Here is a 17,899-nt window from a genome sequence, read left to right on the forward strand (position 1 = left end):
CTTGGTTGGGAATGGTTAAATTATTGAATTACTGAATAATCAATAATCTGCGGACGGCGCGAGCCCTGTACTCGTCGCTCTTGTGGCCGTCGTACTGGCCGCCATTGCCGAAGCCCTGCATCCACGCGTAGTCGGGGCCGCCCGCGTTCTGCGTAGATGTCCAGTACCAGCCGGCTGTATCAAAGCCTGCAGGCGTGTTGATGTACAGTAGCCTGGCTTCGCGGCGGTCTGGTAATGACCAGTCGTTGAAACCGTTGATCGGTGCTTGCGCTTTTTCGATGGCGGTCTGCCAGTTGGCGTCTTTAATCTCGAACTCTGCCGGCGCATGGATCAGGTGATAGTCGGGCTGGCCGTCCTGGCCTGCGACTACACCAGCGTAGATGCCGCCTTGCCAGGCTGTGCCGATTTTTGGGGCGTTGATCGTCACTTGCGGCAACTCGGGCAGGAAAGCGATTTGATCTTGGCTTGCCCAGATTTGAGAATGGTCTTCGCTGTGGCCAAATGGATTGATGCGGTAGCGTATCGCCACATCGCGGCTTTCGCGCACAAGTGATGTCTCTATCGCAGTGATGATGCCAATGCTGTTGCTCTGTGGGTGGTACACCCTGTTGCTGAGGTCGAATTTTGTATGCTGTAGCATGATTGTCCTTGTCGGGTAAAAAAATCAGTCTTTGTCATTAGATTGCAGCTTCTTCAGGTCAAACTTGTCGCGCTGCTGCATGTGTTTTCTGGCGCGGGTCTTGATGACTACTTTCCAAGTCGGGTGGTTCATGGCCTCTTCAAAACTCAACCTGGTCGCCAGCAGGCCGTGCGCAATTTCAAGCGCTACTTCGTCTGGTTCGGGTGTTTTTGTGCGGGCCATGGTGGGTGTCTCAGCCTGGAATAAATGCCTGCATCGCAGTGCGCAAAGCCATGCGGCGGCTGTGTCCAAACTTGCGCTGGACGCTGTACAGGCTGCGGGCGATGGTGTATTTGGCGGACAGTGTGCGCATCATGCTGGCACTCCGTGCTCGTCTACTTCCTGGGCTTTGATGATCTTGCTGGCCAGTTCGCGCAGGGCGCAGGCTTCGCCCATCTGCTTCAACGACTGTTCAATTTCGGACGGGCCGCACACGCCAGAGCTAATAAACATCATTGCTTCGGCTTCTATCCTGCTTGCCTGATCGCGCAACGCGCTGAAAACCATCAAGGATTCTTGTCCAGTGAGTCTCATTTGTCACCTCTCGCAGTGGCAACAAAACGCACCTGGCCAGCCGACAGCCCCTCTTGCTGCAAGAAAACCTGCTCAATCGCCTCACGCTTGCGTTCAGCAGCATCCAGCCTGGCGATATGCTTGGCATTGCTCAGCATTTCGGCAGATTTGGCTTCGTCCTGCATGTTGTCGTAGCCGCAGTACATCAATGCAGCCAGGCAGATAAGGATCACCAGGGAGTAAGCCACTTTATCGATGCGGGTCATGCTGCACCCCGCACGGTAGCCAAAAACAATTTACCTTCAGGGCCGCACTTGCGACCGCGTTCACGTTCAGGCCTGCAGTCTGCTGGCCTGTTGCCAGTAACCAGGTCAGCACGGCGCATCTCAGGCGCATTGCAACGTGGCAAGCTCAAGTCGCCGTTGAAGTGGCGGCAGTTGATGCAGAGTGGTGATTTTTGGGTAAGCACTTTTTGACTCCATCGGGTTGATGGATTGAACTATACGCCAACGCATAGATATGTCAATACCTCAACGTATAGATAAGACAAAGATATTTTTATTGCGGATACACTTACTTACAAATTTAATAATTGAGGAGTGGTGATGCATTGGTCGAAGCTGTGTTGGAGTTTGGTCGTTCCAATCCTTTTGGCTGGATGTGGTCAGCAAGTGGCTGCTCCCCCTTCATCTTCGGCGTCAGTGCAAGCGCCCTCTAGTTCGGTTGTGTTGGAAAAAACGCCAGAGGTGGCGGTAGTTCCAGAGAAAAATTTTGATGCATCCTTGAAGCGCTTGCCAGATCGGTTTGTGTCGAATGATGTTTGGGAGATATTTGACAGGCTTAGGCAGGTGAGCCTGGTAAAGGATGAATATGAAACAACAGCAGATTTTCAGAAGAGGCTAAAGGAGTTCGCGCAAAAGCCTATCTTTGGTGAATTGCGTCCAGGCGGGGACATGATATTTGAGGTGGCAAGAGGGAAAGAATCGATGTCATATGATGCAGATAAGGCTCTCTTGACAGTCCGTTTAAGTTGTTTGACACATGGGGTTGAGATTACGCGCAGGCCTGTAGATATGTCAGATAAATCGGAGTCGGAAGGGCGAATCCCCCGGCATTTTTAAGGCAAAAATATCCTGATGGGCAAATATTAAAAATGCTGTTTATTGACCCCTTCCCCGGTCGTTGCTATTCGATTTTTTCAACAATTAAGATGTCAAGCCAGGTCGCTCGTTCTTTGGAGGATAGTTTGTATGTCTATTTAGTTGGGCATCCGTTGCCACCATATATGAAAGAAGAGATTGAGCTTCCATATAACGGTTGGCCGGTTGCTCCAGTATATGTGAGGAAAATGCCGTTTGCGTTGACTGGTGTTTGGGTAGCTAACTGGCAGACTGGCGAGGTGTTGTCAAAAGGCTTTAGTGTGAAGAGGCTCTAATTAATTGGTTAATGGTCTTTGTTTCATGGGGAATTAAATTGAAGTCAAAGAAAATTATATTGGCAGGTGCCTTGATTCTTCTCTGCGCAGGTGGTGCGATGGCATACGCATGGTATCCGCAATATCAAGGGGAAAAACTCGTTCGCAATTCGCTAAAAGACCCTGATTCTGCAATTTTCAGAGACGTGAAATATGTTCGCAGCACTAAAGGTGTATGTGGCCTGGTGAATGCAAAAAACAGCATGGGCGGTTACGTCGGGTTTAACGACTTCTATGTGGAGGCGGGTGGTAAAGTGGCGTTTGCTCCTCCTGAAGATGATGCCAGAGAGTCTCTTGAAGATAGACTGAAATCAGTGCAAAAGAGGATTGATTATCTTGAAGTGAGGGTAAAAGTCTGTCCGGATGAAGTGAAAAAATGAATATCAAAGTCGCAGCCTTGGTTGTGGTAGTGCTGTCTTTTCAATCTGCGGCGCTTACTGCCGCCCCAGCCCGCAGCTCAACCGTCAAGCGCGACTTCCAGCGGCAAAACCCATGTCCCAGCACCGGCAAGACCAAAGGCGCATGCCCAGGCTACGTGAAAGACCACATCAAGCCCCTGGCCTGCGGTGGGGCTGATGCGGTGGAGAATATGCAGTGGCAGATGAAGGAAGATGCAAAAAAGAAAGACAGAATAGAAAGGAAAAACTGCATGAAGTAGTGACACAGTTCAACACAATATGAATTTTTCAGGTAATTTGTTTTTTTTGCGTATAATTGAGAAATGAACTCCAAATTCTTCGATAAAGTCAAGGCAATAATTGCCGCAGATAAGCCCTCAAAAAAGGACTCTGCCAAGTCTGTGACTGTTGTTTTGGATGAGATGCAGAAAAACCAAGTTGCTATTGATAAACAAAAGCAAAAGGTAAAAGATGACATCTCCCGAGGAACAAAGCTCACAAAACATCGAATCTCTCTTTGACCATATCTATATTGATCATGGTCGGCTGTCGCATTTTTATGCGCAGCTTTCTGAGCATGGCTTAATCTCCAGTTATAAACGTACAGGCAAAGAATCGGCTAAAACCCAAACCAGCTTTGGCGGTTCTATAAAAATAGTGTCCAGCGACATTAAACAAGAAGAATCGTCTGAGGATGCTTATGAGCACGTCATTGACCCTATGTTTTCGAGGCCGCTTGAAGTGTTGAATTCGTTAGATCAGCGTGGTTTGATATCACGCAGCTTGGCGCAAAGTCCTGTGGGTGGTGTGGTACTAATTCGTGGTGAGCTAGCTATCACTGATACCCGAATGATTCAAGAGATGTGGCCAATGTTTGCTGAAATGCAGGCGCGTGAGCAAGCAGCTGGAATGAAAGAAGGTAAGCCAAAAAAAGACTTTTTGGCTTCAACGAAAAAAGAAAATGATTTGATGATGGGGGTGATCTCCAAGTTGCCTCACATGCTGCAGGGTGGACTCAGTTCTGCCGGTGGAGAGGGTTGGTTTACTCTCAATCCTGAATATTTATCGGTCAGCCCTGAAGATTTTTCTCTAAAGCAAGGCAGTAAAATTCAGGGAGAGTGGATGATGCTCGGTATACTCGATGCAAGGCCTGATATCGATATGGATATGGATTTCGATGAAAATACGGATGTAAGTTTTATTGAAGGGGCAATGAGAACTATGCAGCAAGAATTAAGGAAGGTATTTGGAAGGCCGCTTTCTCATTATGGATTAACGCCAATTCTCATCTTCCGTAAAATTGAATCTGCAAAGACTTAACTTAGCGCAGCACAGGCTTATGCCTCAAGGTCATCAACCTCACAAAATCCACCAACGGCGGCGACATGCTGCCCGCGTCCGGTACCACAATTGAAAACTCCCCTTGTGCCCAGTCATCAAGCAACCTGACTGGGCGTATGGGGTAGATCTTGGAAAATCTCCTCGCTACACTCTCCAGTATCACTGCCACCCCCATGTCGGTCTGCGAGACCATGTGCGCCTGCGCCTCAAAGCTCGATACGCGCATCGCATATTTGATGCGCAGCTTGTCTTTGCGGGCGACTGACTCGAGGAAGAGTGAAATCTGTTTGTCCGGACTGGCGCCAATTAACCGGTGTTTAAGTACGTCGGCAAAATGCACTTCGCTTTTCTGGCCCAGGGCATGTGCCAGTGGCGCCATCACGCACACCCGGTCTGTCTTGTAGTGAAGGAACTGCAAGCCATCGATAAACTGCCTGCCTATGATGAGGCCGGTGTCGGCTGTGCCGTCCAGTACTGACTTGGTGATCTGATGGAATGATCCTTCCACCAGGTCTATGCGTAGCTGCGGGCGCTGTATGCGCAATTCGTCGAGTACCTGGGGCAGGTCATCAATCATCAGTGATGCATTCGCAATAATGCGCAGGGCTGGCTGCCCGGCCTCTAGCGTCGCAATGTCATCCTCAAACAGTTGCTGCTCCAGTAGCGCCTTGTTAGCAAACTGCAGTAACCTTTCTCCAGCCTTGGTGAGTCGCATGGGCCCGGGTCTGTGCACGATCTTGTGGCCAATGATGTTTTCCATCTTTTGCAGACGCTTACTGACTGCGGCACCGCTGATCGTCAGGCGTGACGCTGCCGCTGAAAAGCTCAGCTCGGTCGCAATGATCTGAATCATTGCCAGGTCGATAAAGTCGAGTCGTTGCACGGTAGAAACTGCTCATAATGGTGCATCCATAGTGGGCGGTTTTGTTAAATCTTGAAATGCAGCAACTTTAACATTTAACGATTGTTTTCATGGGGCTTAACCATTGGTTAAACAGGATTGAGCAAAAATTAACCAATTGCAACAAAAATTCATTTACATTATTTATCTGGAAATACTTTGTTGCAACGTTTTTCAAGAGAGGGCGGTATGACGGAGGATGAATATATAAGGGAGTTAGCGGCGCTGTGCCGTGTTATGGATGATGATGCTTTGGATGAATTGTTGCGCTTTGCACGGGCGTGGGCGGCGCAATGTCCAAGGGAGGGGGAGTGTGCTCGCCCTAAGGCAGAGTCAAGACTCAGGCTTGTCAGGTGATGCTGTGGATTTTTTGGCTACTGAATTGCAAGCTGTCTTAATAAAGGACTTGCCCCTCGCAGTGGCTTCTCTGAACTGTGTCAAGATGGTCAGTTCTTCTTGGGTCACATGGACGAGTGGCATCTCAGTTACCTCGGTATTTGGCGTGTCGTTCCCGTTCACAATCCAGTCCATGCTGACGTTACATGCTTTGGCGATTTCTGCCAGGTTCTCTATCGATGGATTTACTCCACCTTTTAGCACTCGGCCTATCGTTGATTCGCTAACGCCGGATGCTCTCGATAGATCGGCTTGAGATTTAATCCCGGCCGTCTTCATAGCGATATCGATTCTGTCTGCAATGTTCATGGCAGCGAACTATACGCGCCATGTACAGATTGCTCAATTTGCATTGCGTTTGCGCTAGAATGGTAGCGCAAACGCAATTTTTACGCATTAAGCTTTTTGATGGACTTGATGCGCCTTCCATCTTTCTCAGATGCTATGGCGGCAGTTTGTATGAGTTTTTTTCCCATTTCTGTCGATTCTCTGAAGAGAGTCAAAATTTCTAATTCAACATCTGTTACATAGGTTAGATGGACGACGGGGGAGTTGGTGTAAGTCGACAACTCCTCGCTTACCTTATGGTGTTGAGGTGGAGCGGCGTTGTCATCTGATTCACCTACAAGCCAAGAAAACGAAACCTTGCAGGCCATAGCAAGTTTCTTTAGCGTGCTTGATTCGGGGGCAACTGCTGTGCCTTTGAGAATTCTATTAATCGTTGGTTGCGGGACGCCAGACGCCCTGGAAAGCGCAGCTTGTGAAATGTGACCAGCGTCTTTCATTGCCTGGTCTAGTCTGGATCCGATATTCATTGGCAAACTATACGCTGGCGCATAATCATCTCGCAAATTACTATGCGTTAGAGTATTGACATATCTATGCGCTAGCGTATAGTTTCGTTCTATGGATAAAGACATCTGCACCCTCCTAACCGAGATTCGACAAAAAACTGACTGGAGCGAGACTAAGATCGCGGAAGAAATTGCCGTTTCGCAACCCACGGTCAACCGCATTCTTGCCGGGCAGTCTGACTGCAAGGGCAAAACATTCAGGGCAATAATGGACTTGCATGCCCGTGTTTTTTCTGAAGTTTATTCCTCTTTACTCCCACCTCCCTCAAAGGAAACCCCATGTCAACCAGTTATTTGAACGACGACTATCCTCGTACAGGCGTGATCCTTTGCATTGACCTTGCTGATCCGCACTGGTCGTGCAAGGTCTACATGCCTGGGAGTCAGCCAGTTGGGGCAGCGGGCCTCATCGAAAGCTGCGGTGGTAGCAATTATGGTTCCCTTGATGTGTTCATCAAGGGCTTTGCGGCAGGCGAAGACCGGTGCTTGCTGAGAAAGAAAATGGTTACTGCAGAGCAGACTTATGCCGGCTCGTCGTCTGGAAATGACGCTGTTACCGCATAAATCTCGTTGAATTCGATGTTTATCAGCATCGGTGTGTCGCTGTTTGGTTTGTATTTGCGTGTTTTTGCCCGGTAGAACGTCAGGTCGCCCGAGCCGAAAAAAATCTCGGTGTCGTCCGAAAGGTCTTTTAACCAGGCAAGGCGGCTTCTTAGTTCGCCTAGCGTGATGGTGGTTATGTTGCTCATAAGAGATTCCTTTCATTGAAATCATGGTTGTGGAACTTTGATTGTACATGTCTGGAATCTCTTTCCTTAATTTGATGTTGTCAGAATAGATTGATTGATTGGAAATTGCATGCGCAATGAATCGCACACAGATTTGACCATCCTACGCACCCATTTCAACGCATGGCGCAAGGCCTGCGGCTACAGTCGTGAGACAGCGGTGCAAACAGTGGTGGAAGCCCATGAGCTGGCAGGCTTGGATGTGGTAACTGGCATCCGTTTTGAACCAAACACCCGTGACGCCTATGAGCGTATGAAGGTGAATGCAGACCGGGTCTGTCGTTGGCTGGATGACGAGACCAAGGAAAATAACCTGCTGCCGTTCAATTTTCATAAATCCATCCTGCTGGCGCTGCCGCAAGAATACCGGCTGGCTTGCATCAATGATATGTACCGGCCCTTGGGTATCTGCGTGCAGGCCCTGGAGGTGGAAAATGCAGAGTTGAACGTCAATTATCACCTGGTTGATATCGTTAAAGAGACCAGCGAGGCGGTGCAGTCAGTCGCTGAGCTACATAACAACAATGACCAGGCTGCGCTGCTGCGCGCAGACAAAGAGGTGGCCGAAGCCATCGAATCATTGAGCCGGTTCAAGCGTGTCGTTAATGCCGCTATTGCCCGCACAAAGTCAGTGGCCAAGGTGTTGCATGTGGGTGGAGGTAGATCATGACTCCCCTTGAACGAGATTCCAGCGCGTACCAACGTTTGAAAATGTTGATTGATGTAGGTGGTGCCTCTGCATTGCCGATCAAAACAGACCCTATGCGGGCGTATCAGATTGAGGTCCTGCTCGATTATGGCTACGTGTCGTGTTGCAACCGCACTGCCACTGTTACGGCTGCTGGTTATGATTATGTTGCGGTCACTGAGTCGCAGTCGGTTGAAGAGGTTGTGGCGCAAGTGAAGGCGGAGCAGATTAACCGGCCATACTTCTCCGCCCGCCCAACGGTTAGCGCGAGGCCTTATAGGCCAGGCTCGGAAGACTATAAAAAAGTGCCTTCATTGCATACCGCAAATGTCACGGTAGAAAAGACTGTTAATGAGCATGGCAATCCAGTAAAAAAAATCAATATCGGTTCAGTCATCCGCAAATTGCCTTCTGGTGAGGTGATCAGTTGACTGCTGCTGATGTCAGGATGCGTGTATTGCGCAAGCTCTCTGTTTGCCGTGGCCAGCGTGCCTATGGCGTATCCCTGCTTGATTGCCTGCCCGATGAGCCGCGTACTGAGAGGCGGCTGCATAACGTCTGTGTGACCTTGTATCGGGATGGGCTGATTGAGCGGCAAAAGGGGATGTATTGCTTGACTGCTGCGGGCGCACAAGCTTCGGGGATGAAATGAGTATTGCTTTGATGACGGCGGCGTTTAAATCGCCTATTCAATCCACGCACAAGTTTGTATTGCTTGCTCTGTGTGATAACGCAAATGACCAGGGGGAGTGTTATCCGTCTGTGTCTATGCTGTGTGAGAAGACGAGTTTGAGTGACCGTTCTGTGCAGAAGTCGCTGGCATATCTTGAGGATAAGCAGTTCATTCAGAGGCGTGAAAGGAATGGGCGCAGTAACTATTATTTTATCGCTGACCCCCGAACGTGGTTCACCCCCGAAGAATATTCACCCCCGAACGACGTTCACCCCACCCCGAACGTGGTTCACCCCCACCCCCGAACGTGGTTCACCCCACCCCCGAACGTGGTTCACCCATAACTATTTATTGGGTTAGGTACGAAGTGCCAGGCAAAAAGAAAATGCGAAAATCCACCTGGCGCATGACGCCAGAGGATGCTGCCAGACATTTTGCTGGGGTGAAATATGAAATTGAGGAATTTGATAGCTATACTTTTACGCGAGGTACAATAAACGGGCGGGGAAATTTCACTGATAACTGGCCGACCAATATCAAGCAAGATTCATAAATAAGGAATCGAACTCAAAATAATTTCCAGTTACACCATATTTACACCATGGGTATATAAGTACTTGAATTAATTGATATATATATTCCTGTCGGCGGGACCAGGCACCCAAAGTAATAGCCCCCTAAAATCAACATAATCCAAATAAAATCAAAGGGTTAGCGTTGAAATTCAAGAATGTCAAAACTACAAAATAACACTTAAAAACGTAGTTTTTCTGTTAGCCTTTACGAACAATTTACGAACATGGCTAGCTTCAAAAAGGCAGTGAACGCTTGGCGCGTCCAAATTGCTATCAAAGATGTACGCGAATCTGCGTCCTTTTCCACAAAGGCAGAGGCCGTAGCCTGGGTCGCAGTATCAAAGTGTACAAAGTCAGGCCAGATAATCATGACTTCACGCTGGCCGAAGTGCTGGCGGTAGGCGATGGCGGCTTCCTTGGTCTGTGTGCCCCAGGCGCTGGCATACACAAAGTCGCGAAGCTTTTGGGCGACGGCAGCCAGCTCAGTGGTGACAGCTTGCGTATCGAGGCCAGGCGCGCCCAGGATGCGCGGTTTAACGCCAAACTTAGTCTGGGCGGCCAGCAAGGCTTTTACGCCCGTATATTGTCCGCTTGGTGTAACGGAGCCAACCACGTTGCCGTCTGGATTGCTTCGTCTTCATCAGCGTCCACACGCACCACGATGGTCACAGAGTTGGTTTGCAGGCTGATAGCGTTCAAGGCTTTTGCCAGCGTGCCGGTATGGTCTGCTTCGGCTACGGAACCATGCGGGGTAATGCTGTCACCCGGCACCACAACCAGCGCACCATCGACAGCAAAGAAGTCTTGCACGCCAGTTCGATGCGAGCCGCCTGCACGATCCAGGGTTTTAACTGCGATACCGTGGCTCATGATTTGACGCCCTGGAATTTAGGCGTGCGCAAGGTCACGCCGTCGTTGCGCAGTTCCAGCGTGGTATTACCCACGACAAAACTAAACTTGCCCTTTGCTGGCAAGGTGATGATGTAGTGATGCCTCGGCGTGGTTGTAATCTGCCGTCGCGCCGTCTGGGTATTCTCTGCGGGTGTTGTCTGGGTTAGTGTCTGGTGCAGGGTTGTGGTTGCTGGCTATGCCTGGCAAGACCACGCCACCGGCAAATTCACCAGAGGGTGAAAGCAAAACGCATTGCTTGCCTAACGTTGGCGGGTTCCATGTCTTTGTTTTGCCAGCGCGTGCCGTTGCCATGGGCAAGAAGCCGGTTTTAATGTCGCCAATTTGCAGGCGCACTTGCGGTACGTGGCCGTGCTTGACTTCGGCAATGGTGCCAAAGCGGACGATATTTTGCAGGTGGCGGGAGAGGTCGGCAAGGGTGAATTCCATGCCGACTATGGTGACGTGACCGGGCTGGCCAGTCACGCGGGGAGGGGGGCTATGGAGGATAGCAACTCCGATATCAATCGAGTTATGATGAATTTTGAGGGGTTAAACCCAGTGTTGCTAAACAAATGTCAAATATGTTGACTAGGCGAAATTTGTCAAGATTTTCGCTCTATAATTTCGTAACGCAGTGTACCGCAATGCAACTTAATCAAATAGTTATTTTGTTATTGAGTAAATCTTACCCAATTGCCGTAAGTTATCACTGCTTCATTTCAGTATCGCCTTTTTTTTGCGATAGTTGTCTTTTTACCCGGCCCAATCCTCGCCGGAAGTGTATCTAAATCATTTTTATTGCTGGTATGGCAGGTATGCCTATCAGTTCGCGGTTCTGACTCGATTTTTTAAGTCGCTGTCAGTTCTACCTTGGCAACAAAGGGGAAAATAATGACACAGGTTTCACATTTTAAAGCGAGTGACGAAGATCAGAATGGCCTTCACTCGTCGAAAGAATTTCTTACATTTACTCTCGGTTCAGAAGATTACGGCATTGATATTCATGTCGTGCAAGAGCTAAGGGGTTACGAGCAAGTTACGCGACTTGCTAACAGCATGGATCACCTCAAGGGTGTGATCAACCTGCGTGGCGTGATTGTACCGATCGTGGATATGCGCATCAAACTCCAGCCAGAAAAGCCGCCAGTTTATGACCAATTCACGGTGGTTATCGTGATCAATTTGCATGGTCAGGTAGTTGGCATCGTGGTGGATAGTGTTTCGGATGTTGTCAACCTGAACAGTGCTGACATTCGCCCAGCACCAGAAGTTGGCAATACCGTTGAAAGTGGATGCATAGTCGGTTTAGGCGTGCTTGAAGAACGCATGTTGATCCTTTTGGATACCGCGGCGCTTTTGGAGAGCGTCGGACTTCATCAAACAGCCAAACTTGCAGCATAAATCGAATACAAAAAGGAAGCCGACGCTTCTGAAGAGAGGAATTGAAATGAATAATTTGACCGTAAGCAAACGCTTGATCCTTGCGTTTTCCATTATGCTAGGCATCATAATTAGCTTGGCTATAGGGACATGGTACTTACTTGCTGAAAACAAGCGTGAGATAGATATCATTGTTAATGAAAATAACGCAAAGATCAGTCATGCATACAAACTGCGTGGGGCCGTCAATTTGGTCGCTCGATCCGTAAGGAATTACATTATTTACACTGACGCTGAGATGCGCAAAAAAATGGTAGATAGGATCGCCAATGCCAGGAAAGATTACGACGAGAGTTTTACTCAACTTGAAGCCTTGGTCGTCACGGAGAAAGCAAAACAATTAATCTCCGAATTGAAGGCAAGCCGTGCTGAAACTCGCCCCTTGTTTAACAGCGTTATCGCACAAATCGATGAGGGAAAGGCAGAGGAAGCAGTGTCCACTCTTCGCAACAAAGTTCAGGGGGCGCAAGACAAATGGTTTGACGTAATGCAAAACATGATTGACCTGCAGAGCAAGCAAAATAGCGATGCGGTAGAAAGTATGAATCAGCAATATGCACTTGCTATCAAGTTGTTGATTATTTCTGTGTTACTTGCCATTGCTATTAGCGTGGCCCTCGCATGGGCAATCACACGTAGTATTGTGCGTCAGCTAGGTGGTGAGCCAAGTTACGCGGTACAGATTACCGAAAAAATTGCTGCAGGTAATTTGGCTGTCGCTGTCAATTTGCGTGATGGTGATAACAATAGCCTTTTGTATGCAATCAATGCGATGCGTCTCAGTTTAGCCAATATTGTGACTGATGTGCGGACAAGTGCTGATGCCATTACCCATGGATCAGGCGAAATTGCCAGTGGCAATATGGACCTGTCTTCACGCACAGAACAGCAAGCTGGTGCGCTGGAAGAAACAGCCTCATCGATGGAGGAGCTTAACAGCACGGTCAGACAAAATGCGGACAATGCCCGCCAGGCAAATCAACTTGCCCAATCAGCATCAAGCGTTGCAATAAAAGGCGGCGAAGTAGTCGGTGAAGTTATCAAGACCATGGGCAATATCGATGCATCCGCGAAAAAAATTGTCGATATCATTTCGGTCATCGATGGTATCGCTTTCCAAACGAATATTCTGGCGCTTAACGCTGCAGTAGAGGCGGCGCGTGCTGGTGAACAAGGTCGTGGTTTTGCGGTAGTGGCTTCTGAAGTACGTAATCTCGCACAGCGTTCTGCTGCAGCAGCGAAAGAGGTCAAGAGCTTAATTGATGAATCGGTAGAAAATGTTGAGATTGGCAGCAAGTTGGTCAATCAGGCAGGCACCACGATCAATGAAGTAGTCGAAAGCGTCCGACGGGTAACTGACGTCATGAGCGAAATCTCAGCCGCAAGCCAAGAGCAGACAGCAGGCATTGACCAGATTTCTACTGCCATTACGCAAATGGACCAGGTTACTCAGCAAAATGCCGCTCTGGTAGAGGAAGCAGCTGCGGCTGCCGCTTCGCTGGAAGATCAGGCTAATAAATTGATGCACACGGTTAGTATGTTCCAGATTGATGGAGCACAAAGCAACAGTCAACCTGCTGTGAAAAATGCCGTTACGCAAATAAGGGCGGTGAAAGCGAACCCACCAAAACCGCGTCCTGCTGCGCCACTAAAGAGAGTGACATCTTCACTTGCAGCAGGTAATGCAGGTAAAGTAGATAGTGCAGAATGGGATGAGTTTTGATTGTCGTTTTTATTTCCCTTGGCTATAGCGCATATAGTCATAAGTACATCAAAAATGGTTGAGATTTTTTAGAATCGAGGTTTGAACGATGTTTTTGTCAAATTCAGTAAATCCAATGATAGGCCTACGCTCGTAATTTACGATTGGCCCGTCTTTGGTAACTCGATCTTTTAGTCCAAATTGATGTACCCGTGCAATACGGGCTACGCGCCCAAAGAAGCCGACAGCAATTTCGTTGCTGTCGGCTTTTATTTTCAAATGCGTGTTTGTACGCAACTTGGCAAACATCGCTGCTGAGCTTGCCGTTTATATCGCAAATTTTAATGGGCTTAGCCGGGCATGTTGTCGCGAATGACAGACATGCACTGATTCAAACATGCACGGACTAAAAAAACGTTAAGCCATCCTGACCTTCATTTTCCATTTTTTTTGTACGCCAAAACCATGTCATCCACAGACCTAAGGGGGGGCGGTAATCTTTGATAGTACCGGGGAAAGTCATAAGTTCAGATCTCAGGCTCGTGGTAAACCGCTTCAATGTTGTGACCATCAGGGCCAATCACAAAAGCCGCATAGTACCGCCCCTGATATTGTGAGCGCAGACCGGGAGGGCCATTGTCTTTGCCACCGGCCTCAATTGCAGCACGGTAGAAATCTTCCACCTGTTGCCTGCTTTCTGCCTTAAAGGCCAGGTGAAGATGGGCGGGTTTTTCATCGGTTTGATAAAGGCATAATGACACTTCGTCATTGGCACAAAGTTCGACTCCGTAGCTTGGTATCCCCTCGGCTATTACTTTTACGCCTAAGGGTTCCAATGCCTTAAGGAAGAAGGTTTTGCTCGCAGTGAAGTCACTGACTCCGAATTTGACGTGATCAAACATGGCTTATCCTGGGATGATTGCCTGTGCAAAAGCAATTAGTTTTAAATGCGCATTCAAAACTTAGCAGAAAATTTTCAATCAGGCAATTGTGATGATTTTTGATTATGCATTCACGCATTTGTTCAGTTTTTAATCCAGAAAATTGCTTATGTGTAATGCAATGCTTATTTATTTCAGTTGATGGCACTGTTTTCTCAATTTTTCTCACTTTAAGAAGTGATTTTAATTTGCGCAAAAACTGCTTTAAATAATAAGATGCCGAAAAGTAAATCCTTTTTGCTTGTATGCTGGCGTGGTTTTCATCAGGGATTGCTCTGTATAGGGGCTAATACATAATCGAAGTAACTCTTGCAATAAGGATGATAGGTATATGAAATTGAATTCCCGGACAATTTTATTGTTCTTGGCACTATGTAGTACTTTCTTTTCAGCGCATGTTTCTGCGATGAGCATGGTACGTTCATATGAAACCCTGATCCTGTTTGGAGGTGTTGAGCCAGATGATGCGGAGCGCTTTCGCAAGCATCTTGAAAAAGGGGTAGTCAGGCAAGTTGTTTTGAGTGAGAGCCCGATTGGTGATTTGAGAGCGGGTTATGCCATCGCTGAACTTATCGCTGCCAACAAAATCAATACGGCAGTTCAGGGAAATTGTTTTTCTTCTTGTGCGATCATTTTCATGGCTGGTGTGAAAAGACAAATGCTGGCAGGCAAAGCGCTCTCTCGCACACGCCTGGGCTTCCATGGCCCGCATAAAAAACAGACACATGAGGTCGCGGTGGCGGCGATTCCCCACTTGCGTGAATGGTTGCTGGCAGCAACGCAAGGTAAATTCCCCGAAGAGATATTGAATCGTGCGATGTATATAGATCGTGCTGGTGACATGATGCTGTTCTACTACCCTGGACAAAGCCGTTTTGGTGACATCCGTTTTTGCACTGAGGGTTCCATTCGTTGTGAAGGTGTAGAAGGCTACGACATTGTCAGTGTGGGCATCCTGACGACGGCTGAATTGCTGGATTCTGACAGTCTTGCCCCAGCGGCTTCCGGCAATAAGGCAAGTCAGTAAGTTGTAGTCTCATGGGAAAAATGCTTTTCTCTCTACTGTTGATCTGTTTGCAAATCTGCTTATAAATAAGGTGCACTGATGAACCATGATTTGAATGTCGAAGACGAAAAGCGCATCGATTTAAGCAAGAGCAAATTACGCCTGTTGTTTGTCGGCTCGATCCTGTTTGTCGCAATGGGTATCTGGATGGTGCAATTGGATGTTGCTGACATCGAAGCGCATAGCCGGTATAACAATCCTGTCATGATGCATGGCATAGGTGTAGTGGCTATCCTGTTTTTTGGGCTTTGTGCTGTGTTTGGTGCCAGAAAGTTGCTGGATAACAGGCCGGGTCTGATATTGAATTCAGCCGGTTTACTCGATAACAGCAGTGCCGTTGCCACGGGCTTTGTACCCTGGTCTGAAGTTGTTGGATTCAGTATTTTTGAAGTGCAACACCAGAAAACCCTGGTCGTCAGGGTGCGCGAGCCCGAGCGCTATGTCATGGCTGGTGGCATGTTCAAGCGCATGCTGAACCGCATGAATTACAAGCTCTGTGGTAGCGCGGTCGTCATTTCAGCCAATTCCCTGAAGCTGAGTTTTGTTGAGTTGCTGGAGATCAGTCATTCCTATTTTTACAAATATGGAAATTCGAGTGCCAAGTCTTTGGTGCCTACGCATGTTTGAGCTCAGTCTTGCATAATCTGCAGTGAGTGTCTACCGGGAAATTGGCCGCGCCACAGGCTGTACAGGGAATATTGTCAGACAGATTGGAGCGATCCTCCATTAATGCATAGATAATAAATGCCACTATATTCAATGGAATGAGTATCAGCCAGGCACCTGAGCGCTTCTTTGCTTTTAAATAGAACCAACAGGCTGCTATAAGCACGCCATACAATACAAGCGCAAGTATGCCGGAATATATATCGCTCTTGGCTGGCCCTAATACATGACTGCGGTAAATGACTGTACACATTCCAGTGAGATAAATTGTGACAGCAAGATTGCGTTTTTTTATGTAACTTGGAATCATGTTTGAACATGTTTTTGAATGTTTGGGTAAATTAATTTTACCGCACTACGGCAATAATCGGCCCCAAATCTACGGTCACGTCATTCCTGTTGAGTTCCACTGAATAAATGCCAGAGATACTGCCATCCAGATACAGGGCATCCTGGCAGTTCAGCGTGTCGTGAAAAAATATCGCCATCTCATAAAAATTGACAGGCTGTTCGCTGATCACAAATATTGCTTTACTGCCGATGACACCAACACCGTTACGCTTCAGGCGTGAATTTGAATCGGGTTTGAATGCGGGATGTATGGCGCCGTTTCTCAGCAGTAGCGGGCCAGACTGGGTCGCCAGTAAAACATCCTTGGCCAGTGCCGGATATTCTGAGGATTCAACCACCTGCGGGCCTGATTTGCTGAGCAGGAAAACGCCATTCGGTTTCAGGAAAAAATTTCCCCAGTTACTGCTCAAATTCAATCCAGATACCTGCTCTCCATTTTGTACAAACAAGCCCACAGGTGAATAGTCTGCATGGTACATGCCAGCATTCATCGCGAATAGCAGTTGCTTGTTGCGTGCTGCCAGTGAATTTTTTAGCTGCTCAAAGCGCCTGTATCCCTTGCCAGTTTCATCACGCAAGAATAACTGCAGCTCTTCATGTTCGGTATCTACAGTGATGACGGTGAAGCGTGGGTCAGCGGCCCGACACGTCAGGCTGAGTAGCAAGCACGCCAACAGCAATAAGATTTTTTTCATGCAGGATAAATCCGGGAGTTTTTTGCGACTTTGATTTTACACTGCCTCCTATGCCTCCTATGCCTCCTATGCCTCCTATGCCTCCTATGCCTCCTATGCCTCTCGCCCGGAAACAAGTTTCATGGAGATTTACTTGTATCGTTTTTCGATGGCAGCGCTGGTACCATCCTTGTCCATCTCCCTCAATATTTGGTTCCATTTATCAATTTTTGCTTGTGATATCGTGGTATTGCAAGCCAGGTACATTTCGGTCTGATTAAAGGTGAACAACTGGACTACCATCTTGGTCAGGCCTTGTTGCTTGAGTATTTCCCAACCCAGTAACTCTCCGCTGGCCCAGAAGTCAAAGCGCCCTGCCAGCATCTTGCGCGGGTTGTCGGCATCCGTGCTGGCCAGTTCGGTATTGAAACCCTTGAGTGAAAAATACTCTGCAATGGCATCATTGCGGTAAGAGCCTATGGTGTATATGCGCAAGTCTTCCAGGGTTTTGGGGTGACGGGTATCGTCGGCCCTGGCGAAGATGACCCAGTTGTTTTTGACCAGCGGGCCCACCCATTTGTAAAGTTGTTCACGGCCAGGTGTACGTGAGGTTGAGAAAACGCAGGTGTCAGGATTGTTCTGCGCCATTTGTATCGATCTTGCCCAGGGGTAAGCCGTGATACTGTATTTTTCACCGGCGCGTCGCATAAGCTCCTGCACCTTTTCGGTCGATAGCCCAGTCACTTCACCTGTTTTGGGGTTGGCGATATTAAAGGGAGGGTAGTCCTCGGTGACCAATATTTCTGAGCGGCAATGCAGGGGCAGGGAAATGCCGAGAATGAAGATGCAAAAACGCAGGATAGCCATGTTGCCCCCTACAATGTCTGC

32 protein-coding genes are annotated in these 17,899 nt (G+C 48.2%); 15 read left to right on the plus strand and 17 right to left on the minus strand.

The genetic code is table 11. The features are described 5' to 3' along the window. Nucleotides 1-28 precede the first annotated feature (28 nt). Genes UNDKW_RS08105 through UNDKW_RS08125 form a run of 6 tightly spaced genes read right to left on the minus strand, consistent with a single transcriptional unit; the run spans nt 29 to nt 1,661 of the window. Nucleotides 29-640, minus strand: a complete 612-nt coding sequence (locus UNDKW_RS08105; protein WP_162058284.1) for a DUF1566 domain-containing protein — start codon at nt 638-640, stop codon at nt 29-31. Nucleotides 641-664: 24 nt separating this feature from the next. Beyond that, nucleotides 665-862, minus strand: a complete 198-nt coding sequence (locus UNDKW_RS08110; RefSeq protein ID WP_162058285.1) for a hypothetical protein — start codon at nt 860-862, stop codon at nt 665-667. Between the two features lie 10 nt (nt 863-872). Next, entirely contained in the window at nt 873-995 is a 123-nt protein-coding gene (locus UNDKW_RS30830) for a hypothetical protein (RefSeq protein ID WP_255431536.1), read from the minus strand. Continuing rightward, the gene (locus tag UNDKW_RS08115) at nt 992-1,213 is read right to left on the minus strand and encodes a hypothetical protein (protein ID WP_162058286.1); all 222 of its coding nucleotides are present in this window, start codon (nt 1,211-1,213) and stop codon (nt 992-994) included. The genes UNDKW_RS30830 and UNDKW_RS08115 overlap by 4 nt, the downstream gene beginning before the upstream one ends. Beyond that, nucleotides 1,210-1,458, minus strand: a complete 249-nt coding sequence (locus UNDKW_RS08120; RefSeq protein ID WP_162058287.1) for a hypothetical protein — start codon at nt 1,456-1,458, stop codon at nt 1,210-1,212. Before UNDKW_RS08120 ends, UNDKW_RS08115 begins: the two co-directional genes overlap by 4 nt. Next, on the minus strand, nt 1,455-1,661 hold the full coding sequence (locus tag UNDKW_RS08125) for a hypothetical protein (RefSeq protein ID WP_162058288.1): 207 nt from the start codon (nt 1,659-1,661) through the stop codon (nt 1,455-1,457). The genes UNDKW_RS08120 and UNDKW_RS08125 overlap by 4 nt, the downstream gene beginning before the upstream one ends. Before the next feature lie 136 nt (nt 1,662-1,797). Here UNDKW_RS08125 and UNDKW_RS08130 point away from each other — a divergent pair, with 136 nt between their 5' ends. From UNDKW_RS08130 to UNDKW_RS08155, 6 genes are all read left to right on the plus strand, one after another. Next, nucleotides 1,798-2,313, plus strand: coding sequence for a hypothetical protein (locus UNDKW_RS08130; protein ID WP_162058289.1), 516 nt, complete (start codon nt 1,798-1,800; stop codon nt 2,311-2,313). A 32-nt stretch (nt 2,314-2,345) separates the two neighbouring features. Further along, nucleotides 2,346-2,627 (plus strand): hypothetical protein, encoded by a 282-nt coding sequence (locus UNDKW_RS08135; protein WP_162058290.1) that lies wholly within the window; start codon nt 2,346-2,348, stop codon nt 2,625-2,627. A gap of 38 nt (nt 2,628-2,665) precedes the next feature. Next, a complete protein-coding gene (locus tag UNDKW_RS08140) occupies nt 2,666-3,046 on the plus strand; it encodes a hypothetical protein (protein ID WP_162058291.1) in 381 nt (126 codons plus the stop codon). After that, on the plus strand, nt 3,043-3,324 hold the full coding sequence (locus UNDKW_RS08145) for an HNH endonuclease signature motif containing protein (protein WP_232063302.1): 282 nt from the start codon (nt 3,043-3,045) through the stop codon (nt 3,322-3,324). Before UNDKW_RS08140 ends, UNDKW_RS08145 begins: the two co-directional genes overlap by 4 nt. A 63-nt stretch (nt 3,325-3,387) precedes the next feature. Then, nucleotides 3,388-3,585: a hypothetical protein gene (locus tag UNDKW_RS08150; protein ID WP_162058292.1), complete on the plus strand. Its 198-nt coding sequence runs from the start codon at nt 3,388-3,390 to the stop codon at nt 3,583-3,585. Next, nucleotides 3,536-4,384 carry a hypothetical protein gene (locus UNDKW_RS08155; RefSeq protein ID WP_162058293.1) on the plus strand — a complete coding sequence of 283 codons (849 nt, stop codon included), beginning with the start codon at nt 3,536-3,538 and terminating at the stop codon, nt 4,382-4,384. The genes UNDKW_RS08150 and UNDKW_RS08155 overlap by 50 nt, the downstream gene beginning before the upstream one ends. A gap of 1 nt (nt 4,385) precedes the next feature. Here UNDKW_RS08155 and UNDKW_RS08160 read toward each other — a convergent pair whose 3' ends face one another. From UNDKW_RS08160 to UNDKW_RS08180, 4 genes are all read right to left on the minus strand, one after another. Next, nucleotides 4,386-5,288: a LysR substrate-binding domain-containing protein gene (locus tag UNDKW_RS08160; protein WP_162058294.1), complete on the minus strand. Its 903-nt coding sequence runs from the start codon at nt 5,286-5,288 to the stop codon at nt 4,386-4,388. A 351-nt stretch (nt 5,289-5,639) separates the two neighbouring features. Next, the gene (locus UNDKW_RS08165; protein ID WP_162058295.1) at nt 5,640-6,011 is read right to left on the minus strand and encodes a helix-turn-helix domain-containing protein; all 372 of its coding nucleotides are present in this window, start codon (nt 6,009-6,011) and stop codon (nt 5,640-5,642) included. An 80-nt stretch (nt 6,012-6,091) separates the two neighbouring features. Then, on the minus strand, nt 6,092-6,622 hold the full coding sequence (locus UNDKW_RS08170) for a helix-turn-helix domain-containing protein (RefSeq protein ID WP_197893114.1): 531 nt from the start codon (nt 6,620-6,622) through the stop codon (nt 6,092-6,094). 455 nt (nt 6,623-7,077) lie between these two features. Then, entirely contained in the window at nt 7,078-7,305 is a 228-nt protein-coding gene (locus tag UNDKW_RS08180; RefSeq protein WP_162058297.1) for a hypothetical protein, read from the minus strand. Nucleotides 7,306-7,414: 109 nt separating this feature from the next. Between UNDKW_RS08180 and UNDKW_RS08185 the strand changes: the two genes are divergently transcribed. Genes UNDKW_RS08185 through UNDKW_RS08205 form a run of 5 tightly spaced genes read left to right on the plus strand, consistent with a single transcriptional unit; the run spans nt 7,415 to nt 9,258 of the window. Beyond that, a complete protein-coding gene (locus UNDKW_RS08185; protein WP_162058298.1) occupies nt 7,415-8,014 on the plus strand; it encodes a hypothetical protein in 600 nt (199 codons plus the stop codon). Further along, nucleotides 8,011-8,463, plus strand: coding sequence for a hypothetical protein (locus UNDKW_RS08190; RefSeq protein WP_162058299.1), 453 nt, complete (start codon nt 8,011-8,013; stop codon nt 8,461-8,463). Before UNDKW_RS08185 ends, UNDKW_RS08190 begins: the two co-directional genes overlap by 4 nt. Further along, nucleotides 8,460-8,684 (plus strand): hypothetical protein, encoded by a 225-nt coding sequence (locus UNDKW_RS08195; protein WP_162058300.1) that lies wholly within the window; start codon nt 8,460-8,462, stop codon nt 8,682-8,684. The genes UNDKW_RS08190 and UNDKW_RS08195 overlap by 4 nt, the downstream gene beginning before the upstream one ends. Before the next feature lie 11 nt (nt 8,685-8,695). Continuing rightward, on the plus strand, nt 8,696-9,049 hold the full coding sequence (locus tag UNDKW_RS31100; protein ID WP_370529125.1) for a helix-turn-helix domain-containing protein: 354 nt from the start codon (nt 8,696-8,698) through the stop codon (nt 9,047-9,049). 41 nt (nt 9,050-9,090) lie between these two features. Next, on the plus strand, nt 9,091-9,258 hold the full coding sequence (locus tag UNDKW_RS08205; protein WP_162058302.1) for a hypothetical protein: 168 nt from the start codon (nt 9,091-9,093) through the stop codon (nt 9,256-9,258). Between the two features lie 227 nt (nt 9,259-9,485). On the opposite strand, the gene UNDKW_RS30335 is transcribed toward UNDKW_RS08205, so the two are convergent. The 3 genes from UNDKW_RS30335 to UNDKW_RS08215 form a co-directional block, all read right to left on the minus strand. Continuing rightward, on the minus strand, nt 9,486-9,893 hold the full coding sequence (locus UNDKW_RS30335; RefSeq protein WP_232063303.1) for a phage tail sheath subtilisin-like domain-containing protein: 408 nt from the start codon (nt 9,891-9,893) through the stop codon (nt 9,486-9,488). Next, nucleotides 9,851-10,150 carry a hypothetical protein gene (locus UNDKW_RS30340; protein ID WP_232063304.1) on the minus strand — a complete coding sequence of 100 codons (300 nt, stop codon included), beginning with the start codon at nt 10,148-10,150 and terminating at the stop codon, nt 9,851-9,853. Before UNDKW_RS30340 ends, UNDKW_RS30335 begins: the two co-directional genes overlap by 43 nt. 81 nt (nt 10,151-10,231) lie before the next feature. Then, the gene (locus UNDKW_RS08215) at nt 10,232-10,654 is read right to left on the minus strand and encodes a phage baseplate assembly protein V (protein ID WP_162058303.1); all 423 of its coding nucleotides are present in this window, start codon (nt 10,652-10,654) and stop codon (nt 10,232-10,234) included. A gap of 408 nt (nt 10,655-11,062) precedes the next feature. On the opposite strand from UNDKW_RS08215, the gene UNDKW_RS08220 reads away from it, so the two are divergent. Next, nucleotides 11,063-11,572 (plus strand): chemotaxis protein CheW, encoded by a 510-nt coding sequence (locus UNDKW_RS08220; RefSeq protein WP_162058304.1) that lies wholly within the window; start codon nt 11,063-11,065, stop codon nt 11,570-11,572. A 46-nt stretch (nt 11,573-11,618) separates the two neighbouring features. After that, nucleotides 11,619-13,334: a methyl-accepting chemotaxis protein gene (locus UNDKW_RS30945; protein ID WP_162058305.1), complete on the plus strand. Its 1,716-nt coding sequence runs from the start codon at nt 11,619-11,621 to the stop codon at nt 13,332-13,334. Between the two features lie 48 nt (nt 13,335-13,382). Here the strand turns inward: UNDKW_RS30945 and UNDKW_RS08230 are convergent, their stop codons facing one another. Then, a complete protein-coding gene (locus UNDKW_RS08230; RefSeq protein ID WP_162058306.1) occupies nt 13,383-13,622 on the minus strand; it encodes a phage virion morphogenesis protein in 240 nt (79 codons plus the stop codon). Between the two features lie 218 nt (nt 13,623-13,840). Next, nucleotides 13,841-14,215, minus strand: a complete 375-nt coding sequence (locus UNDKW_RS08235; protein ID WP_162058307.1) for a VOC family protein — start codon at nt 14,213-14,215, stop codon at nt 13,841-13,843. A 451-nt stretch (nt 14,216-14,666) separates the two neighbouring features. Here UNDKW_RS08235 and UNDKW_RS08240 point away from each other — a divergent pair, with 451 nt between their 5' ends. Both UNDKW_RS08240 and UNDKW_RS08245 read left to right on the plus strand, forming a co-directional pair. After that, the gene (locus tag UNDKW_RS08240) at nt 14,667-15,281 is read left to right on the plus strand and encodes a hypothetical protein (protein ID WP_162058308.1); all 615 of its coding nucleotides are present in this window, start codon (nt 14,667-14,669) and stop codon (nt 15,279-15,281) included. A gap of 78 nt (nt 15,282-15,359) precedes the next feature. Further along, entirely contained in the window at nt 15,360-15,947 is a 588-nt protein-coding gene (locus tag UNDKW_RS08245) for an STM3941 family protein (RefSeq protein ID WP_162058309.1), read from the plus strand. 386 nt (nt 15,948-16,333) lie between these two features. On the opposite strand, the gene UNDKW_RS08250 is transcribed toward UNDKW_RS08245, so the two are convergent. Both UNDKW_RS08250 and UNDKW_RS08255 read right to left on the minus strand, forming a co-directional pair. Beyond that, nucleotides 16,334-17,032 (minus strand): phosphodiester glycosidase family protein, encoded by a 699-nt coding sequence (locus UNDKW_RS08250; protein WP_162058310.1) that lies wholly within the window; start codon nt 17,030-17,032, stop codon nt 16,334-16,336. A 129-nt stretch (nt 17,033-17,161) separates the two neighbouring features. Beyond that, on the minus strand, nt 17,162-17,878 hold the full coding sequence (locus tag UNDKW_RS08255; RefSeq protein WP_162058311.1) for an ABC transporter substrate-binding protein: 717 nt from the start codon (nt 17,876-17,878) through the stop codon (nt 17,162-17,164). Nucleotides 17,879-17,899 lie beyond the last annotated feature (21 nt).

This window comes from Undibacterium sp. KW1, assembly GCF_009937955.1.
GTDB lineage: Bacteria > Pseudomonadota > Gammaproteobacteria > Burkholderiales > Burkholderiaceae_D > Undibacterium.

Excerpts from the sequence above, each read along its gene's own strand:
- UNDKW_RS08105 (WP_162058284.1), bottom strand. The coding sequence starts at position 640 with ATGCTACAGCATACAAAATTCGACCTCAGCAACAGGGTGTACCACCCA.
- UNDKW_RS08110 (WP_162058285.1), bottom strand. The coding sequence starts at position 862 with ATGGCCCGCACAAAAACACCCGAACCAGACGAAGTAGCGCTTGAAATT.
- UNDKW_RS30830 (WP_255431536.1), bottom strand. The coding sequence starts at position 995 with ATGATGCGCACACTGTCCGCCAAATACACCATCGCCCGCAGCCTGTAC.
- UNDKW_RS08115 (WP_162058286.1), bottom strand. The coding sequence starts at position 1,213 with ATGAGACTCACTGGACAAGAATCCTTGATGGTTTTCAGCGCGTTGCGC.
- UNDKW_RS08120 (WP_162058287.1), bottom strand. The coding sequence starts at position 1,458 with ATGACCCGCATCGATAAAGTGGCTTACTCCCTGGTGATCCTTATCTGC.
- UNDKW_RS08130 (WP_162058289.1), top strand. The coding sequence starts at position 1,798 with ATGCATTGGTCGAAGCTGTGTTGGAGTTTGGTCGTTCCAATCCTTTTG.
- UNDKW_RS08135 (WP_162058290.1), top strand. The coding sequence starts at position 2,346 with ATGCTGTTTATTGACCCCTTCCCCGGTCGTTGCTATTCGATTTTTTCA.
- UNDKW_RS08145 (WP_232063302.1), top strand. The coding sequence starts at position 3,043 with ATGAATATCAAAGTCGCAGCCTTGGTTGTGGTAGTGCTGTCTTTTCAA.
- UNDKW_RS08150 (WP_162058292.1), top strand. The coding sequence starts at position 3,388 with ATGAACTCCAAATTCTTCGATAAAGTCAAGGCAATAATTGCCGCAGAT.
- UNDKW_RS08155 (WP_162058293.1), top strand. The coding sequence starts at position 3,536 with ATGACATCTCCCGAGGAACAAAGCTCACAAAACATCGAATCTCTCTTT.
- UNDKW_RS08165 (WP_162058295.1), bottom strand. The coding sequence starts at position 6,011 with ATGAACATTGCAGACAGAATCGATATCGCTATGAAGACGGCCGGGATT.
- UNDKW_RS08170 (WP_197893114.1), bottom strand. The coding sequence starts at position 6,622 with ATGTCTTTATCCATAGAACGAAACTATACGCTAGCGCATAGATATGTC.
- UNDKW_RS08180 (WP_162058297.1), bottom strand. The coding sequence starts at position 7,305 with ATGAGCAACATAACCACCATCACGCTAGGCGAACTAAGAAGCCGCCTT.
- UNDKW_RS08185 (WP_162058298.1), top strand. The coding sequence starts at position 7,415 with ATGCGCAATGAATCGCACACAGATTTGACCATCCTACGCACCCATTTC.
- UNDKW_RS08190 (WP_162058299.1), top strand. The coding sequence starts at position 8,011 with ATGACTCCCCTTGAACGAGATTCCAGCGCGTACCAACGTTTGAAAATG.
- UNDKW_RS31100 (WP_370529125.1), top strand. The coding sequence starts at position 8,696 with ATGACGGCGGCGTTTAAATCGCCTATTCAATCCACGCACAAGTTTGTA.
- UNDKW_RS08205 (WP_162058302.1), top strand. The coding sequence starts at position 9,091 with ATGCGAAAATCCACCTGGCGCATGACGCCAGAGGATGCTGCCAGACAT.
- UNDKW_RS30340 (WP_232063304.1), bottom strand. The coding sequence starts at position 10,150 with ATGAGCCACGGTATCGCAGTTAAAACCCTGGATCGTGCAGGCGGCTCG.
- UNDKW_RS08220 (WP_162058304.1), top strand. The coding sequence starts at position 11,063 with ATGACACAGGTTTCACATTTTAAAGCGAGTGACGAAGATCAGAATGGC.
- UNDKW_RS30945 (WP_162058305.1), top strand. The coding sequence starts at position 11,619 with ATGAATAATTTGACCGTAAGCAAACGCTTGATCCTTGCGTTTTCCATT.
- UNDKW_RS08230 (WP_162058306.1), bottom strand. The coding sequence starts at position 13,622 with ATGTTTGCCAAGTTGCGTACAAACACGCATTTGAAAATAAAAGCCGAC.
- UNDKW_RS08235 (WP_162058307.1), bottom strand. The coding sequence starts at position 14,215 with ATGTTTGATCACGTCAAATTCGGAGTCAGTGACTTCACTGCGAGCAAA.
- UNDKW_RS08240 (WP_162058308.1), top strand. The coding sequence starts at position 14,667 with ATGGTACGTTCATATGAAACCCTGATCCTGTTTGGAGGTGTTGAGCCA.
- UNDKW_RS08245 (WP_162058309.1), top strand. The coding sequence starts at position 15,360 with ATGAACCATGATTTGAATGTCGAAGACGAAAAGCGCATCGATTTAAGC.
- UNDKW_RS08250 (WP_162058310.1), bottom strand. The coding sequence starts at position 17,032 with ATGAAAAAAATCTTATTGCTGTTGGCGTGCTTGCTACTCAGCCTGACG.
- UNDKW_RS08255 (WP_162058311.1), bottom strand. The coding sequence starts at position 17,878 with ATGGCTATCCTGCGTTTTTGCATCTTCATTCTCGGCATTTCCCTGCCC.